General features: G+C 69.5%; 15 protein-coding genes. 6 read left to right on the top strand and 9 right to left on the bottom strand.

Annotated elements, in window-relative coordinates:
* Window positions 1-3: 3 nt before the first annotated feature.
* The 3 genes from xth to BMZ38_RS06055 all read right to left on the bottom strand — a co-directional run bounded on the left by xth (window position 4) and on the right by BMZ38_RS06055 (window position 4,306).
* Window positions 4-774, bottom strand: coding sequence for an exodeoxyribonuclease III (gene xth / locus BMZ38_RS06045; protein WP_091335330.1), 771 nt, complete (start codon window positions 772-774; stop codon window positions 4-6).
* A gap of 34 nt (window positions 775-808) precedes the next feature.
* Window positions 809-2,164 carry a cation:proton antiporter gene (locus tag BMZ38_RS06050; RefSeq protein WP_091335331.1) on the bottom strand — a complete coding sequence of 452 codons (1,356 nt, stop codon included), beginning with the start codon at window positions 2,162-2,164 and terminating at the stop codon, window positions 809-811.
* A gap of 84 nt (window positions 2,165-2,248) precedes the next feature.
* Window positions 2,249-4,306, bottom strand: coding sequence for a M3 family metallopeptidase (locus BMZ38_RS06055; RefSeq protein WP_091335333.1), 2,058 nt, complete (start codon window positions 4,304-4,306; stop codon window positions 2,249-2,251).
* Window positions 4,307-4,403: 97 nt separating this feature from the next.
* Between BMZ38_RS06055 and BMZ38_RS06060 the strand changes: the two genes are divergently transcribed.
* Window positions 4,404-4,934: a gamma carbonic anhydrase family protein gene (locus tag BMZ38_RS06060; protein WP_091335335.1), complete on the top strand. Its 531-nt coding sequence runs from the start codon at window positions 4,404-4,406 to the stop codon at window positions 4,932-4,934.
* Here the strand turns inward: BMZ38_RS06060 and BMZ38_RS06065 are convergent.
* The 3 genes from BMZ38_RS06065 to aroE all read right to left on the bottom strand — a co-directional run bounded on the left by BMZ38_RS06065 (window position 4,919) and on the right by aroE (window position 8,360).
* Window positions 4,919-5,452 (bottom strand): hypothetical protein, encoded by a 534-nt coding sequence (locus tag BMZ38_RS06065; RefSeq protein WP_245747196.1) that lies wholly within the window; start codon window positions 5,450-5,452, stop codon window positions 4,919-4,921. The genes BMZ38_RS06060 and BMZ38_RS06065 overlap by 16 nt on opposite strands.
* A 114-nt stretch (window positions 5,453-5,566) precedes the next feature.
* Window positions 5,567-7,330 carry a peptide-N4-asparagine amidase gene (locus tag BMZ38_RS06070; protein WP_091335337.1) on the bottom strand — a complete coding sequence of 588 codons (1,764 nt, stop codon included), beginning with the start codon at window positions 7,328-7,330 and terminating at the stop codon, window positions 5,567-5,569.
* A gap of 190 nt (window positions 7,331-7,520) precedes the next feature.
* Complete coding sequence (gene aroE / locus BMZ38_RS06075; protein WP_091335339.1) at window positions 7,521-8,360, bottom strand: shikimate dehydrogenase; 840 nt, start codon at window positions 8,358-8,360, stop codon at window positions 7,521-7,523.
* 127 nt (window positions 8,361-8,487) lie between these two features.
* Between aroE and BMZ38_RS06080 the strand changes: the two genes are divergently transcribed.
* Together BMZ38_RS06080 and BMZ38_RS06085 are read left to right on the top strand one after the other, a co-directional pair.
* Entirely contained in the window at window positions 8,488-8,697 is a 210-nt protein-coding gene (locus BMZ38_RS06080; RefSeq protein WP_139202388.1) for a hypothetical protein, read from the top strand.
* Window positions 8,698-8,892: 195 nt separating this feature from the next.
* The gene (locus BMZ38_RS06085) at window positions 8,893-10,992 is read left to right on the top strand and encodes a putative bifunctional diguanylate cyclase/phosphodiesterase (RefSeq protein ID WP_091335343.1); all 2,100 of its coding nucleotides are present in this window, start codon (window positions 8,893-8,895) and stop codon (window positions 10,990-10,992) included.
* Window positions 10,993-11,153: 161 nt separating this feature from the next.
* Here the strand turns inward: BMZ38_RS06085 and BMZ38_RS06090 are convergent, their stop codons facing one another.
* Complete coding sequence (locus BMZ38_RS06090; RefSeq protein WP_091335345.1) at window positions 11,154-12,638, bottom strand: RimK family protein; 1,485 nt, start codon at window positions 12,636-12,638, stop codon at window positions 11,154-11,156.
* Window positions 12,639-12,874: 236 nt separating this feature from the next.
* On the opposite strand from BMZ38_RS06090, the gene BMZ38_RS06095 reads away from it, so the two are divergent.
* The gene (locus BMZ38_RS06095; RefSeq protein ID WP_091335347.1) at window positions 12,875-13,327 is read left to right on the top strand and encodes a GNAT family N-acetyltransferase; all 453 of its coding nucleotides are present in this window, start codon (window positions 12,875-12,877) and stop codon (window positions 13,325-13,327) included.
* A gap of 4 nt (window positions 13,328-13,331) precedes the next feature.
* Here BMZ38_RS06095 and BMZ38_RS06100 read toward each other — a convergent pair whose 3' ends face one another.
* Window positions 13,332-13,835: a hypothetical protein gene (locus BMZ38_RS06100; protein ID WP_091335349.1), complete on the bottom strand. Its 504-nt coding sequence runs from the start codon at window positions 13,833-13,835 to the stop codon at window positions 13,332-13,334.
* 69 nt (window positions 13,836-13,904) lie between these two features.
* Entirely contained in the window at window positions 13,905-14,588 is a 684-nt protein-coding gene (locus tag BMZ38_RS06105) for a hypothetical protein (RefSeq protein ID WP_091335351.1), read from the bottom strand.
* 63 nt (window positions 14,589-14,651) lie between these two features.
* Between BMZ38_RS06105 and lptM the strand changes: the two genes are divergently transcribed.
* Both lptM and dapF read left to right on the top strand, forming a co-directional pair.
* Window positions 14,652-14,816, top strand: coding sequence for an LPS translocon maturation chaperone LptM (lptM, locus tag BMZ38_RS17485; protein WP_139202389.1), 165 nt, complete (start codon window positions 14,652-14,654; stop codon window positions 14,814-14,816).
* 4 nt (window positions 14,817-14,820) lie between these two features.
* Window positions 14,821-15,648 carry a diaminopimelate epimerase gene (gene dapF, locus BMZ38_RS06110; RefSeq protein WP_091335352.1) on the top strand — a complete coding sequence of 276 codons (828 nt, stop codon included), beginning with the start codon at window positions 14,821-14,823 and terminating at the stop codon, window positions 15,646-15,648.
* The last annotated feature ends 32 nt before the right edge of the window (window positions 15,649-15,680 follow it).

A 15,680-nucleotide genomic window follows, 5' to 3' on the forward strand; every position in this document is an offset into this window, starting at 1 on the left:
TCCTCAGATATCCAGATCAAGCGTCACCGGGGTGTGATCGGAGGGGCGTTCCCACGTGCGCGGCACACGGTCGATCGCGGCCGCGCGAGCGGTGCCCTTCAGTGCGTCACCGAGCAGGATCAGGTCGATGCGCAGGCCAAGGTTGCGGCGGAAGGCGGCCTGCCGGTAGTCCCACCAGCTGTGGTGTCCGGCGTCCTGTTCGAACAGGCGGAAACTGTCGTGCAGGCCGAGCCCGGTGATCGCGCCGAGCGCCTCGCGCTCGGGCACCGAGCACAGCACCGAGTCGTGCCATGCAACCGGGTCGTGCACGTCGCGGTCTTCCGGTGCGATGTTGAAGTCGCCGAGCACCACCAGGTGGGGATGGCGCTCATGCTCGCGGGCCAGGAATTCGCGCACCTTGGCCAGCCAGTCGAGCTTGTAGCCGTACTTGGGATCACCCACCGCCTTGCCGTTGACCACGTACAGATCGATCACGCGCAGGTCGCCAACGGTGGCGGCCAGGATGCGCCGCTGCGGGTCGTCCAGCCCGGGAATGTCGGTGACTACGTCGGTGGGCGTGTGGCCACGCGCGAGGATGGCCACGCCGTTGTAGGTCTTCTGGCCGGAGAACACCGCGCGATAACCGGCCGCGGCCAGCTCGTCGACGGGAAACTTGCCGTCCTCCAGCTTGGTTTCCTGCAGCGCCACGATGTCCGGCTGCGCGTCGGCCATCCACTGGGTCAGCTGCGGCAGCCGCACCTTCAGCGAGTTCACGTTCCATGAGGCGATTTTCATCGGCGCATTGTAGGGGATGCACCGCGGGCGACGGTCAGTCCGTGCCCGCCCTGCGCGCGGTGGCCAGGCGCCGGCGCCGCCAGGCCAGCAGGGGCTGCGCGCTGAAGCCGTGCACCACCACGCTCAAGGTAATGGTGGTCACCACCACGCCGGCCACCAGCCGTGCGGCGCCACCGTCCAGGCCATGCACCAGCGCATAGGCCAGGTAGTTCAGTCCGCCGATGCCGCGGATGCCCAGCCAGCCGAGCAGCAGCCGGCGCCGCCAGTGGAGTCCCATGCCGATGGTGGTGAGCCAGGTAGCGAGCGGCCGGATGAGCACGAACAACACGGCCGCCAGCCACATCGCCTGCGGCTCCCAGTGCCGCGCCAGCGCGATGCCGAGCAGCAGTACCAGCAATGGCCCGAGCAGGTGTTCCATCACGCTGCCGAAGGTGAGCGCCTCGGCAACCACCTGGCCGACGGCCTCCACCGGCTCGTTGCGGTCCGGCCCGCCGGCGAGCGCGGGACGTACGACGAATTCCGCCGGTGGCATGCGGGTCAGGTCGTGCACCTCCGGCAGGCTCGGGTGGGGATGCTCCTGCATCACTCCGATTTCGAGCTTGCGCATACCCACGCCCGCGGCAAACACGGCCAGGAAACCGAGCGCTCCGACGGCCTCGGCGGCGGCATAGGTGACGGCGATCAGTCCGGCGGTGAGCAGTGCCCCGGGTCCCGGGTCGCGCGCCATGGTCACCAGGCGCGTGCTGAGCTTGCCGACCAGCCAGCCAAACGCGAACCCGATGGCGATGCCGGCGAAGACGCCCCATAGCAGTTCGACCAGCGCCCAGTGGCCGAGTGCGTCCCATGACAACGCACCGTGCAGCCAGGCCAGGCCGAGCAGCAGGAACGGCATCGCGCTGCCGTCGTTCATGCCCGCTTCGCCCGACAGGGCGACGCGCAGGCCATCATGGTCAGCCGCGCTGTCGACCGCCAGCGTGCTCGCCAGCACCGGATCGGTCGGCGCCAGCATCGCCGCCAGCAGCAATGCCAGCGGCCAATCGAGTCCCAGCAGCGCATGTGCCGCCAGCGCGGTGCCACCGATGGACAGCGCCATCGCCGGGAATGCCAGCCGACGTGCCACCCGCCACGGCCGCGCGCGCCAGGGCACGCGCAGCTTCAATCCACCCGAGAACAGCGAGATGATCAGCGCCACCTCGGTCAGCCGCAGCAACCAGCCCCCGTCAGTCAGGAAGTCGACGTCCAGCAGGTGCAGTCCCCAGGGCCCGATGACCACCCCGACCGCCAGGTACAGCGCGAACTGCGAGAGCGGCAGCGGGCGGATCCACCCGGCGGCCAGCGACATGCCGAGCAGCAGCACGCCGGCAGCAGCCATCCAACCCAGAAAGCCCATCTCGTCTTCCTTCTGCGGAAACCGCCCTAGAGTCGCGGGCGGGGCATTCAGAGCGGATGAAACGGGCCTGCGCGTTACGCCGGCTCAGGCCAGCCCGTGGCTGCGCAGCAGCGCCTCCGGTTCGGGCTTGCGGCCGCGGAAGGCGACGAAGCTTTCCAGCGCCGGACGGCTTGCGCCGACGGCCAGGATCTCGCGGCGAAAGCGTTCGCCGGTGGCGCGGTCGATCGCGCTGCCGCCATGCTCGGTAAGTTCCTCGAACGCGCCGAAGGCGTCGGCCGAAAGCAGTTCGGCCCACAGGTAGCTGTAGTAGCCCGCCGCGTAGCCGCCGGCAAAGATGTGCGTGAATGCATGTGGGAAGCGCTGCCACGCCGGTGGATGCAGCACCGCGACCTGCTGGCGCACCTCTTCGAGCACTTCCATCGTGCGCGCGCCGCGCGCCGGGTCGTATTCGAGGTGCAGGCGAAAGTCGAACAGCGCGAACTCGAGCTGGCGCACCAGGAACAGGCCGGCGTGGTAGTGCCGTGCGGCGAGCATGCGCTGGTAGAGCTCCTCCGGCAGCGCCTCGCCGGTCTGCCAATGGCGCGCGAACAGATCCAGCGCCTCGCGGTTCCAGCCGAAGTTCTCCATGAACTGGCTGGGCAGTTCCACTGCGTCCCACTCCACCCCGTCGATGCCGCCGATCGAGGGCAGCGCGATCTCGGTGAGCAGGTGATGCAGACCATGGCCGAACTCGTGGAACAGCGTCAGCACGTCGTCGTGCTTGAGCAGCGCCGGCCTGCCCTCGGTGGGCGGCGCGAAGTTGCAGGTGAGGAAGGCGATCGGCAACTGGTGTTGCGCGGTGTCGTCGAAGCGGGCGCGGCAGACGTCCATCCAGGCGCCACCGCGCTTGCCGTTGCGCGCGTAGAGGTCGACGTAGGCGCCGGCGAACACGCGGCCGTCGGCATCGCGCACGTCGTAGTAGCACACGTCCGGATGCCATACGTCGACATCGTCGCGCTGCGCGAGCGTGATGCCGTAGAGCTTGCCGGTCAACCCGAACAAGCCCTCGATCACCGCCGGCAGCGGGAAATAGGGTTTCAGCTGTTCCTCGTCCAGCGCATAGCGCTGGACGCGCAACTTCTCCGCGGCGTAGGCGACGTCCCACGGCTCCAGGTTGTCCAGACCGAGCTCGGCCTGCGCCCAGGCGCGCAGTTCGTCGAGTTCCTGCTGCGCGACCGGCCGCGCGCGCGCGGCGAGGTCGTGCAGGAACTCCATCACCTCGGTGGGCGAGGCGGCCATCTTGGTGGCCAGCGATTCCTCTGCGGCGTTGGCGAAGCCGAGCAGCTGCGCGGCCTCATGGCGCAATCGCATGATCCGTTCGATGCGTTCGCTGTTGTCGAACTTGCCCGCATCGGGTCCCTGGTCGGAGGCGCGGGTCTGGTAGGCCCAATAGACGCGCTCGCGCAGGCTGCGGTTGTCGGCGTAGGTGAGTACCGCCTGCACGCTGGGCTGCTTGAGCGTGACCAGGAAACCTTCCAGCTCCTGCTCGGCGGCGTACTGGCGCAGCACCGCGCGTCCGGATTCGGGCACGCCGGCCAGGTCGCGCTCGTCGGTGATGTGTTCGTGCCAGGCTTCGCTGGCATCCAGCACGGCGTTGGAAAACTCGGTGGACAGGCGCGAGAGGGTCACGCCGATCTCGCGGTAGCGCGAACGCGCCGGTTCCTCCAGCGCCACGCCTGAGAGCCTGAAGTCGCGCAGCGCGTGTTCGACCAGCGCCTGCTCCGGACGCGGCAGCGTGGCGAAGCCTGGCGCATCGGCCAGCGCCTGCACGGCGCCATACAGCGCGCGGTTCTGTCCCAATTCGATGGCGTGCTCGGTGAGCTTTTCCTCGGCCGGCCCATAGACCGCGCGCAACGCCTCGCTGTCGGCCACCGCGTGCAGGTGGCCGACCGGCGCCCAGGCGTGCGCCAGGCGTTGCTCCAGCCGCTCCTGGGTGAGCATCACCGTGGCGAAGTCCTTTGCTGCGCCGGGCGCGGTCAGCGCGTCGATGCCGGCGCGGTAGTCAGCCAGGATCGCGTCGATCGCCGGCTCCACGTGCTCGGGCCTGATCTGCGAGAAGGCGGGCAGCGGCTGGTCGGCCAGCAGCGGGTTCTCTTGGTCCATGAAACACTCCCTTGGGATGCTTCCAGCGTGGCGACCGGACTGGGCGAATTCAAGCCGCTCCAGCACCGTCGATGCGTGCTCGCCTACAATCGCAGGGATGAACCGTCTGCGTATCTACAAAGGCATCACGCCTACCCTCGGCCAGCGCGTGTACGTCGACCCCGCCGCCAGCGTGATCGGCGACGTGGTGCTGGCTGACGACGTGTCGGTATGGCCCGGCGTGGTCTTGCGCGGCGACGTGCACTACATCCGCGTCGGCGCGCACACCAACATCCAGGACGGCACCATCGTGCACGTCAGCCACGAGTCGCGCTTCGGCCCGGGCTTCCCCTGCCTGATCGGCGAGGGCGTGACGATCGGCCACGCCGCGGTGGTGCACGCCTGCACGCTGGAGGACTACTGCCTGATCGGCATGCACGCGACCGTGCTCGATGGCGCGGTGGTGAAGAAGCACGGCTTCGTCGGCGCCGGTGCGGTGATCCCGCCGGGCAAGGTGGTGGGCGAGCGTGAGCTTTGGCTGGGCAATCCGGCCAGGTGCGTGCGCCTGCTCAGCGACAGCCAGGTCGAGCAGCTGCACTATTCGGCCGAGCACTACGTGCGGCTGAAGGACACCTATCTCGCCGGCTGAACCGCATCGCGCGCCTGCCGACCCTGGAGCATCGCCGCGCGCGCCTCGTGCTGGCGCACCCGCAGCTGCCGCTGCGCGTCGAGCTTGCCGGCCAGCAGGAGCGCAATGTAATTGCCGCTGTCGAATTCATGCAGCAGGCGCAGTTCGCGTTCTGCCTGGTCCAGCTCGCCCTGGTCGATGGCCTGTTCGACCGCCCTTGTGGCAGCGGGAAACAGCCGCTGCAGCGTCTCGCGCGTGGCCGCATCGTCGGGCTCCAGTTCGAGCACGCTGAGGTAGAACTCCCAGGCGTTACGCCCCTGCGGGGATACCAGGCGATGGTCACGCACGGCCTGGTCGGCGAGGTTCAGCAGGATGACGCGCCCGCTGTCATCGGCCGCTACAGCCGGTCCGGCCACGGCGACCGAACGCCAGGCACGCAGGCCCAGCCATGCCAGCACCAGCACCAGCACCAGGACCAGGACCAGAGCGGCGCCTGCCACCGTCCAGGTGCGGCGGCTGGGAGCAAATATCGTCGACATGCAGGCATCGCCAGTGGCCCGCGCTCCGGCGCGGCGCGCGCACCGTAGCCAAGGCCTGTTGCAGTGGCGTGACCGGCCGGCGTCAGGGGACGCTCCTTCGCCCCTGGCGGTCGATCAGAACGGTGCCAATTGACGCGAATCTGGCGCGCCGTCCGGACGGCTGTAGGCATTCAGATGGTTGCGCCCGCCCGGGCAGCCCTGGCCCTGGGTGTAGGCCGATAGCACGCCGCCGGTGCTGCTCACCGAAGCCTCGTAGCAGCTGCCGCGGGTGTCGTCGAAGCGGTAGTGCTGAGTATTCTGCTGGCCGGTATGGCCGGTGAACGCGCCACTGGCGTCGAACAGCAGCGTGTCGGCCGCATCGATCTGGTTGGAAAGGCGCGTGGCATAGAGCGTGACGCCTTCCAGGCCACGCGCCGTGCGCTGGTCGATACCCTGGCTGAGCGTGGTGGCCGCACTGAAGCTGCCGTCGTCGGCCACCACCTGGCGGTAATCCAGGTCCAGCGGGTAGCGCACGTGCTGGGTGTAGGACTCGACCAGCGGGCCGCGCCGCTGCGTGCTGACGCTGTCCACGCGTGTCAGCTGCCGGGTGTGCTGGTCGTAGGTGGAGGCGTCGATCAGGAAGCCCTGGGTGTCGTCGAAGCCCACCGTCTGGCTGACCGTGCTGTGCACGCGTCCGCGCGAGGTGTCGGCGTAGCCCTCGATGGTGAATTGGCGGCTGAGCCGGGTGGTGATGTCGCCGCTGAGGTTGCCGCCGGCGTCGGTCGCCAGTGTACTGCCGATGGTCGGTATGGGCGGCTGGCCGGCGAGCGTGTTGCGCACGATATGGCCGGTCACCTGCGCCGCGTGCGGATCGCGGTAGACCAGCAACGCCGCGGTAGCCGCGAAATAGCCGTGCGCCCCGGCCACGCTGAGCGCCACCTGGTGCGGCGCGCCGTCGCTGAGCAGGCCGGCGAACGGCGTGAGGTCGACGCGGTAGGGCATGAAGTTGAGCGTCTGCACGCTGGGCGTGGGACGCCACAGGTAGGGATCGATGCCGCCGGTGTAGATCCACGGCATCACCGGCGCCACACCGGCGGGCTGGCCGTCGATGCTGATCTGCGCCTCGCGGAAATTGCCGCCGCCGCATTCGAACGTCTGTGCCGCGTACTGGTCAGGCACGCAGGTGTACCAGAACTCGTCACCGCCCTGGCTTTGCGTGAACACGTCCAGGTAGGCGCGCACCACGTTGCGCGGCAGGGTGAGTGTCTTGGCCAGCTGGTCGGTGCCGCTGTTGAGCACGGAGGTGTTGCCGACCGGATCGGCACCCAGCGGATAGACCTCGTCGGGCACGTCCGCGGCGCCGCCACCGGGATAGAACAGCAAGCGCGCGCTGCCGTGGATCACCCCGGTGTAGGTGTCGTTGACCAGGTTGCCGATGATCGCCTGGCCCTGCCCCGGCTGGCGCAGCAGCGAGCTGTAGTCGGTCAGGTCGCGTTCGACGCGCCAGTGCGGCGAGACGGCGGCGGAGGGCTCCTGCGTGGTGCCGAAATAGACGTTCACGCCGCCCAGCCAGAAGGTCGCGGTGCGGTCGTACTGGCGCCCGGCGGTGACCGAGAAGTCCGCCTGCAGCACCACCTTCTTCCAGTGGCCATGGCCGCAACCGGTCGGCGGCGCGTAGCTGTAGGGACGCGTGCCGAAGTCGTCGAAGGTGACGTCGTTGAACAGCTCGACCACGCAGGCCTTGCCCGGCGGCGTGGGCACACCCGGGTCGGCGACCGCCACGTCCGGCGAACCGATGGTGAACCGTGCATCCGCTGCCGCAGCCTGCGTGACGCCGGCCAGCAACCAGACCAGGCCGAGCCCGCAAAGGCCGCGACCAACCCTCCCTTTCTGCGCCATGGGTGACTCCCGCTGTGCGAGTACCCCCCTGCGCCGGCGAGGCTAGCACGCACCCGTGCGCTGGATGTGAGGTGCGCGCGTCACAACGCGGCGCGTGCGATCGTTGTTCGGGCGGGCCGTTGGTTGCGGCGGGCAACCTCGGCAACGAGCCGCCGCAGGGGCGGCGCGCGATGCCAGCGGCAGATGTGTGTCAGGCCAGTGCGGCACGCATGGTGGCGTAGACCGGATCGGTCAGCGGACGCGGGCCGTGCCATAGCGCGAACGCATCGGCGGCCTGCTCGACCAGCATGCCCAGGCCGTCGCAGGCGGCCCGGGCGCCGGCTTCGCGCGCCCAACGCAGGAAGCTCTGCGCGCCGCCGCCGTAGGAAAGGTCGTAGCCCACCGTCTGCGGGTTGACCAGCGTGCCCGGCAGTTGCAGCGGCTGGCCCAGCACACCGGCGGAGGTGGCATGCACGACCAGGTCGAAGCTGCCCAGTTCGGCCAGGTCCTGCCAGTAGCGTGCGCGTGCGCGCGTCACGCCCAGCGCGCCGGCCAGTGCGGCGGCGGTATCGGCGGTGCGGTTGGCGATGGTGAGCTCTTCCACGCCGGCATCGAGCAGGTCCCAGGCCACGCCGCGTGCGGCGCCGCCGGCACCCAGCAGCAACACGCGGCGACCTTGCAGCGCGCATTGCTGGCGCTCGACGAGGTCGCGCACCAGGCCGGCGCCGTCGGTGTTGTGCGCCGCGAGGCGGCCATCGGCGCGACGGGTCAGCACGTTGGCGCTACCGGCGCGGGTGGCGGCGGCGCTGCGTTCATCGGCCAGGGCGAAGGCGGCGGCCTTGTGCGGCAAGGTGACGTTGGCGCCGTGCGCGGCGGCGAGGAAGCGATGCACCGCGTCGGCGAAGCTCTCCGGCACGGCATCGATCGCCACGTATTCGAGCGCGATGCCGCATTGCTCGCCGAACAGCCGGTGGATGGTCGGCGAGAGCGAATGGGCGATCGGATGACCGAAGACCGCGTAGCGGGCGGGAAGGGCGGTACCGTGGGGCATGGGCGGTCCGGTCGTGGGCGGCGTCCGCGCATTCTAGGGGCCTTTGCCGGCGGGCGGATGGCGCGTCGCAGGCGCTGAGATGGGGCTCTATCAGGCTGTCTGCATCGTCGACCTGCCGAGCCTTGCCATGATCGTTCGCCCTATGCCCGTGTTCGCCTTTCAGCTTGCTGCCGGCGCCGGCCTCTGGCTGTTGCTGGGCGGTTTGCTGCTGGCCCTCACACCGCTGCCGGCGCACACCGAGGCGCTCGGCTGGGGACCGCTGTACTGGTTGCTGCTGGCACCGCTGTGCGTGCTGGCCAGCCTGCGGCTGCGTCGGTTGGCCTGCGGGATGGCCTGAACAGGCGGACCATGCCGCGGCTGTGCAGCCTGGCTGACTTCGGCCATGGCGGGGGCGCCTCGCGGCTCACCGAAGTGCTGGTAGCCGCGCGCCGTTCGCGGCAGCCGGGCACCGCCATGGTCGTTCGTTGTGCTACAACGCGCGCTCGTCTCGCGACACGCGGGCGTCTGGCGGCAGGGGGCCGGCAAGCCAAGCATGATGGCCGTGGGTTACAACGCGTGGCTGGTGATCTTGTCGGTCGCGCTGGCTGCGCTGGACGCCTACGTCGCCTTCAGCGTGGTCGGCCGCATCGCGCGCTCGCGCGGTCCGGCGGCCATGCTGTGGACGGCTTTCGGCGCACTGGCGATGGGCTCGGGCGTGTGGGCCATGCATTTCATCGGCATGCTCGCGCTGGAGGTGCCGATCCCACTGGGCTACGAGGGCCGGCTGACCACCCTTTCGGCGGTGCCTGTGGTGCTGGCGACCGGCGCCACGCTATGGTTGCTGGCGCGCCGTGCGACCCATGCCGGTGCGGTGATGGCCGGCTGCATCCTGGGCCTGGGCATGGTCGCCATGCATTACCTGGGCGTGCATGCGCTCCAGATGCAGCCAGCGATCGCCTGGCGCCTGCCCTGGACGGTCGCCTCGCTGCTGTTCGGCGTCGGCGGTTCGATCGCAGCGCTGCGCCTGCACAGACTGATCTGGCGCAGCGAGCGTCGCCACCGCTGGTGGCTGCGCGTGCTCGCCGCGCTGGTCATGGGCGGCACCGCCGCCGGCGTGCACTACCTGGGCATGGCGGCGATGCGTTTCGCGCCCGGTGCGGTAAGCCTTGAGGCACACGACGGACTGCACGGGCTGGGCCTGGGCCTGGCGATCAGCCTGGTTTCCGGCGTGCTGCTGCTGTTGACGCTGGGCGTGAGCCTGGCCCATCGACAGCTGCAGCGGCACACCGAGGCGATCGCGCGCGAGCTGGGCCAGGCACGCGACGCGCTCAGCTGGCTGGCTTACCACGACGAACTCACCGCCCTGCCCAACCGAGCCAACGTGCTCGATCTGCTCGATCGGCTGCTGCCGCTGGCGCGTGAGGAGCGCTTCGAGGTCGCGGTGATGTTCATCGACCTGGACGGGTTCAAGTCGATCAACGACACGCTCGGCCACGAGGTAGGCGATGAATTCCTGCGCTCGGTCGCCGACGCGCTGCGCGCCAGCGTGCGGAGCCGCGACACCGTGGCGCGTTTCGGCGGCGACGAGTTCGTGGTCGTGCTCGAGCGCTTTCGCAACGAGGCCAATCTCGCGGCGATCTGCCAGAAGATCCTGAGCCTGGTCAGCCGGCCGGTGATGGTCGCCGGGCACGGCGTGAGCGCCACGCCCAGCATTGGCGTAGCGATGTTCCCGCGCGACGGTGAGGACTCGGCCAGCCTGCTGCGCCATGCGGACCTGGCGATGTACAGCGCCAAGGAACACGGCAAGGCCGGCTACTGCTTCTACCAGCCGCGCATGAGCGAGCAGGCGCGCGACCGGCTGCTGCTTTCGGCCGAGCTGCGCGAGTCGCTGCAGCGCGAGGAGCTCATCGTCTACTACCAGCCGAAGGTGGAGCTGGAAAGTCGGCGCGTGGTCGGGCTGGAGGCGCTCGCGCGCTGGCCGCATCCGGAGCGTGGCCTGCTGCTGCCGAAGAGCTTCGTGGCGCTGGCCGAGGGCAGCGGACTGATCGGCCGGCTGGGCGAGGTGGTGCTGCGCCAGGTGGCGCGCCAGCTGGCGCAGTGGCGCACGCGCGGCCTGCCGTTGGTGCCGGTGGCCATCAACGTGTCGCTGCAGGAGATCCAGGACGGTCAGTTCGTCAGCGGGCTGCTCGGCACGCTGCGCGAATTCGGCCTGCACCCGAGCCTGATCGAGTTCGAGATCACCGAATCGGCGGCGATGAAGAACGCCGAACACACGCTGCGCCAGTTGCGCCAACTCGAGGCGATCGGCTTCCGCATGGCGATCGACGATTTCGGCACCGGCTTCTCCAGCCTGAGCCACCTGCGCCAGCTGCCCACGCAGACGATCAAGATCGACCAGAGCTTCGTGCAGGGAGCCGGGCGCAATCCGGCCGACCGCGACATCACCGAGGCGATCATCGCGCTGGCGCGCAAGCTGCGGCTGACCACCGTGGCCGAGGGCATCGAGACCGAGGCGCAGGCGAAGTGGCTGCACGAGGCCGGCTGCGACGTCGGTCAGGGCTTCCTGTTCGTGCCGCCGCTGCCGCCGGAGCAGGTGCCTGCGTTGCTGCTGCGCGCGGCCATCCGCGTACCGAACGAGGCCGCCAGCGGCTAGGGGCCTGGGGCGTAGAAGCGCTCGAGGCGAAAAGTCCGATGTGCGGGTCCAGCTTCCCGACGATTCGCCGACCCATAGTGGTGCTATGGGTCAAGAAGCGGCGGGGAGATGGGCCCGTACAGCGGGCTTTGCAGTCCGGGCGGCTTCTGCGGCCCAGGGTCCTAACGGCCGATGCCCAGCCGCTTGTGTTCCATGCGGCGCAGGAACTCCTGCATGATGCGCCGGTAGAGGTCCACGCCCAGGTAGGCATCCTCCACGCCGGCATCGATCGACGGGTTGTCGTTGACCTCGATCACCACCGGCTTGTTGCCGACCTGCTTCAGATCCACGCCGTAAAGGCCGTCGCCGACGGCCTGGGTGGCCTTGAGCGCGAGCTTGACCACCTCGGCCGGCGCATCGCGCACGGCTACCGTCTCGAAGCCGCCGGACTTGGCCGTGCCTTTGGCGCCGTGGTTGTAGATCTGCCAATGCCCACGCGACATGTAGTACTTGCACGCGTACAACGGCTCGCGGTTGAGCACGCCGATGCGCCAGTCGAACTCGGTGTAGACGAACTCCTGCGCCAGCAGCAGCGCGCTGTGCGAGAACAGCTCGCCGGCGGCCTTCTCCAGCGCCTCGGCGTTCTCCACCTTGACTACGCCGCGCGAGAACGAGCCGTCGGGAATCTTCAGCACGAGCGGGAAGCCGAGCTTGGCGGCCGTTTCCTTCCAGGCCTTGGCGTTGTCGCGGTAGAGGATTTCGGTGCGCGGCACGGCCAGCTTGCGTGAAACCATCAGGTCGTTGAGGAAGATCTTGTTGGTGCAACGCAGGATCGAGGTGGGATCGTCGATCACCACCATGCCTTCCTTCTCCGCGCGATGGGCGAAGCGGTACGTGTGGTTGTCCGAAGCCGTGGTCTCGCGGATGAACAACCCGTCGTATTCGGCCAGGCGCGGGTAGTCGTTCTTGCCGATCGGATCGACCTCGATGCCCAATTCCTTGCCGGCGGCGATGAAGGTCTTGAGCGCTTTTTTGTTCGACGGCGGCATCGCCTCGTTGGGATCGACCAGCATGGCGATGTCGTAGCGGTAGAGCTTGCGCGTGCGCGGCTTGCGCCAGAGCTTGCGCGAGAAGCGGTCGAGCTCCGCGGCGAAGGCATCTTCCTGCGCATCGTCCAGCGTGTGCAGGCCGACTGGCTTGATCGAGGCGACCTGCCACACCCGCTCGCGCTCGAACTCGATGCGCAGCAGCGGGCAGGGGAACATCTCGAACAGCTGCCGTGCAAGGTCCTGCAACGCGGGGTAGGCGGTCTCGCCGAAGTACACGAGGATGCCGAAGTCGGTGGTGTCGCGACCGCCGGCCGGCAGGAAGTGGGTCAGCTTGCTGTTGAGGTCCTCGATGTCCAGGCCGTACAGCGAGCGGCGGCGCAGGTCGTTGACGGTGCGAACCGAGGGCAGCACCTTGTGCCCGCGCGCCTCGGCCAGCAGCGACACGTAGTAACCGGTGCCCAGGTACTTGTAGCTGCGGCACAGGTTGATCACATGGGTGCGTTCGTCGTCGCCGCCGACCGGTTCGCGCAAGTAGTCCATTGCGCTCATGACGTCCACGGACGGGTAGTAGGCGCTCCAGTCGGAGGCTTTCTCGACGACGATCACCAGGCGGGTCATGGCACCTCGCTACACGCAGGAGGGAATGCCGTCGCGGCGCGGAACGAGGCGGCAGGGGGACGCAAAGCGCGCAGTTTGGCATAGGCGGCGCGGCGCGCAACGGCGCGCCGGGGCAGGCCTAAGAGGCGGTTCAGCGAGACGCTTTGCCCGAGTCCACCATTGCGCGGCGGCGAGCTCAAGCCCACCCTACGGAATGCGCCCCACCGGAGCATCGCTTGGCCCCCAATTCGTCCTCCATGCCCGTGCGCACAGCCGTGCCGGCCGATCTCGATGCCCTGGTTGCGCTGGAGCTGCGCGCCTTCACCGGCGACCGCTTGAGCCGTGCGCAATATCGCCGCCACCTTGTCAGTCCCCACGCGGCTGTGCTGGTCGCCGACGCGGCGGACGAGGGCCTGCTTGGCAGCGCGCTGGTGTTTTTTCGCAAGGGCAGCACGCTGGCGCGGCTCTACTCGATCGCAACGGCACCGGCCGCGCGCGGACGCGGTATCGGCGCGGATCTGCTGGCCGCTGCCGAACAGGCGGCGCGGCGACGCGGCAGCCGCGCGCTGCGGCTGGAGGTGCGAGTGGACAACGCCGCCGCGATCGGCCTGTACGAGCGCGCCGGCTACCGGCGCATCGGCCTCTATGCAGGCTATTACCAGGACGGCGCCGACGCCTGGCGCTACGAGAAGCCGCTGGCGGTGCCGTAGGCGCTCAGCGCACGCGGGTCTCGTGGCCAGTCGCCATCGCGGTCCAGTGCTCGCCATCGGCCGAATACTCCTGCCGGAAATCGATCGCGTCGCGCCCGTGGAACACGTTGACCACACGGGCGTGGATGGTCTTGCCGTGATCGTCGAACTGCCAGGGGAATGTCCAGCGGTTGCCCCGGATCTCGAGCGTGCCGTCGCTGGCGCGACCACCGTCGGCGGGAATCGCGTGGGTAACGTACCCGCCATGGCCCTTGTCCTGCAGGAACACCACCAGCGCCACCGGCTTGCCGTCGACGACCTGCTCGCAGGCATAGAAGGCCTGGCCGCGCCAGCACTGGTTGTGCAGGCGGGTGCGTTCGCTGCCGGCCTTGCTGTAGGGCGTGTCCAGATGGTGCATCTGGGTTTGCCAGGAACCCGCGTAGACGGCTATCGCATCGAGGCCGCCCGCGGGCGTCGCGGCCAGGGTGACGGCGGGCAGCAGGCTGAGCAGCAGGCACGACAGGCGCATGGCTCCACTCCGGCAGGCAGGTCGGCCGATTGGATGCCTGGCGCCGGCCGTTTGCAAGCCGCCCAGGCGCTACAGCGGATGGGCGATCCGCTCGCCGGTCTCCTCGTCCGGCCGCGCCACCAGGGCGCCGGTACGCATCAGGCTCACCGTGTAGTGGCCGCCGTCGACCAGCGGCAGGTAGGTGCCGCTGCCGTAGACCGTGTCGACCATCGGCAGCCAGTCGGGATGCCGGCGTGCCAGCGTGACCAGGTCGCAGCAGCCGGGCTGGCGGAAGTCGATCACCGTGCGGGGCGCGTTCATCTCGTCGGCCGCGTCGTCATACCGGCCGGACAAGCGGTCGAGCCGATACAGCGGTGGCAGCCCGGCGAGCAGGGCAGGCAGCTTCCACTTGAGCACCAGCGCCTCGACGCGCCAGGCGTCGCCCGCCAGGTCCACCTCGCGGCGCTGGCCGTCGGGCCAGGTCAGCGTGAGCACCCAGCGCTGCGGCGAGAGGATGCGCGCGTCCAGCGCCACCACCGGCGCCTCCTCGCCGAGCAGGCGGTAGCCACGCAGGCTCCAGCCGGCGCCAGCAAGCAGCAGCGCGAGGCCCACGCCAACCAGCAGAAACAGCGTGCGCAGCAGCGCCGCCAGCGGGCGTCGCGCGTGCAGGCGCTGGCGCAGCGCCACCAGCTGCACCAGCGCGAACAGCAGCGCCAGCGCGGCGAGGATCCACAACAGGCTGCTCGGCAGCTGCAGCAACGTGGCCCAGTCCATCGAAGGCAAGTCCGCGACGTTATGATGCGCCCATCATAGCCGCCGCCCCACCGAGGAAGCCCGATGCGCCGACCCATCCTGTGCACTGTCCTGCTGCTGGCCGCGTGCCTGCTCGCCGGTTGCGGCAACAAGGGACCGCTGGTGCTGCCGCCGGGCCAGGCGGGCAGCACGGCGGCGCCGGCGGCCTCCGCGCCGGCCCCGGCCACGAGCACTTCGCTGCCCGGTTGACGCCATGCGCTTCTCGAAGATGCACGGCATCGGCAACGACTTCGTCGTGGTCGATGCGCGGCAGTCGCCGCTGGCGCTTGCGCCGGAGCGGATCCGCGCGCTGGCCGATCGCCACACTGGCATCGGCTGCGACCAGCTGCTGAGCGTGGAGGCGCCGCGCGATCCCTCGTGCGCGTTCTATTACGGCATCTGGAACGCCGACGGCAGCCCCTCCGGCCAGTGCGGCAACGGCGTGCGCTGTGTGGCCGCGTGGCTCCACCGCGCCGGCGCGCTGGCGCTGGATGCGCCCGTACGCATCGAAAGCCCGTCCGGTCCGGTCGGCGTACGCGTGCTCGATCCGCAGCGGGTCACCGTGGACATGGGCGAGCCGGTGTTCGAACCGGCGCGGATCCCGTTCCAGGCGGACGTTTCCGGCACCACTTATCCGCTCGAGCTCGGTACTCGCAGCGTCGAGGTCGGTGCGGTGTCGATGGGCAACCCGCATGCGGTGCTGGTGGTCGCGGACCTGACCGATCCTGCGCTGGAACGGCTGGGTCCGCAGATCACCGGCCACCCCCGCTTCGCGCAGAACGCCAACGCCGGCTTCGTGCAGATCATCGACCGCGGTCACCTGCGCCTGCGCGTGCACGAGCGCGGCGCAGGCTGGACCCGGGCCTGCGGCACCGGCGCGTGCGCCGCCATGGCCGTGCTGCGCCGCCGCGGCCAGGTCGACGAGAGCGTGCAGGTGGACCTGCCCGGCGGCCGCCTGCAGGTCGACTGGAGCGGTCCCGGCCACACGCTGTGGATGACCGGCCCGGCTGCCTTTGCCTTCGAGGGCCAGTGGCCTGCCTAGCGAATGATGGCCGTAGTGCATTGATGCGCGCG

The organism is Frateuria terrea (genome assembly GCF_900115705.1).
GTDB lineage: Bacteria > Pseudomonadota > Gammaproteobacteria > Xanthomonadales > Rhodanobacteraceae > Frateuria_A > Frateuria_A terrea.

What these genes read in the sequence shown, in the direction of transcription:
- xth (WP_091335330.1), bottom strand. Translation starts at nt 774, where the DNA reads ATGAAAATCGCCTCATGGAACGTGAACTCGCTGAAGGTGCGGCTGCCG.
- BMZ38_RS06050 (WP_091335331.1), bottom strand. Translation starts at nt 2,164, where the DNA reads ATGGGCTTTCTGGGTTGGATGGCTGCTGCCGGCGTGCTGCTGCTCGGC.
- BMZ38_RS06055 (WP_091335333.1), bottom strand. Translation starts at nt 4,306, where the DNA reads ATGGACCAAGAGAACCCGCTGCTGGCCGACCAGCCGCTGCCCGCCTTC.
- BMZ38_RS06060 (WP_091335335.1), top strand. Translation starts at nt 4,404, where the DNA reads ATGAACCGTCTGCGTATCTACAAAGGCATCACGCCTACCCTCGGCCAG.
- BMZ38_RS06065 (WP_245747196.1), bottom strand. Translation starts at nt 5,452, where the DNA reads ATGTCGACGATATTTGCTCCCAGCCGCCGCACCTGGACGGTGGCAGGC.
- BMZ38_RS06070 (WP_091335337.1), bottom strand. Translation starts at nt 7,330, where the DNA reads ATGGCGCAGAAAGGGAGGGTTGGTCGCGGCCTTTGCGGGCTCGGCCTG.
- aroE (WP_091335339.1), bottom strand. Translation starts at nt 8,360, where the DNA reads ATGCCCCACGGTACCGCCCTTCCCGCCCGCTACGCGGTCTTCGGTCAT.
- BMZ38_RS06080 (WP_139202388.1), top strand. Translation starts at nt 8,488, where the DNA reads ATGATCGTTCGCCCTATGCCCGTGTTCGCCTTTCAGCTTGCTGCCGGC.
- BMZ38_RS06085 (WP_091335343.1), top strand. Translation starts at nt 8,893, where the DNA reads ATGATGGCCGTGGGTTACAACGCGTGGCTGGTGATCTTGTCGGTCGCG.
- BMZ38_RS06090 (WP_091335345.1), bottom strand. Translation starts at nt 12,638, where the DNA reads ATGACCCGCCTGGTGATCGTCGTCGAGAAAGCCTCCGACTGGAGCGCC.
- BMZ38_RS06095 (WP_091335347.1), top strand. Translation starts at nt 12,875, where the DNA reads ATGCCCGTGCGCACAGCCGTGCCGGCCGATCTCGATGCCCTGGTTGCG.
- BMZ38_RS06100 (WP_091335349.1), bottom strand. Translation starts at nt 13,835, where the DNA reads ATGCGCCTGTCGTGCCTGCTGCTCAGCCTGCTGCCCGCCGTCACCCTG.
- BMZ38_RS06105 (WP_091335351.1), bottom strand. Translation starts at nt 14,588, where the DNA reads ATGGACTGGGCCACGTTGCTGCAGCTGCCGAGCAGCCTGTTGTGGATC.
- lptM (WP_139202389.1), top strand. Translation starts at nt 14,652, where the DNA reads ATGCGCCGACCCATCCTGTGCACTGTCCTGCTGCTGGCCGCGTGCCTG.
- dapF (WP_091335352.1), top strand. Translation starts at nt 14,821, where the DNA reads ATGCGCTTCTCGAAGATGCACGGCATCGGCAACGACTTCGTCGTGGTC.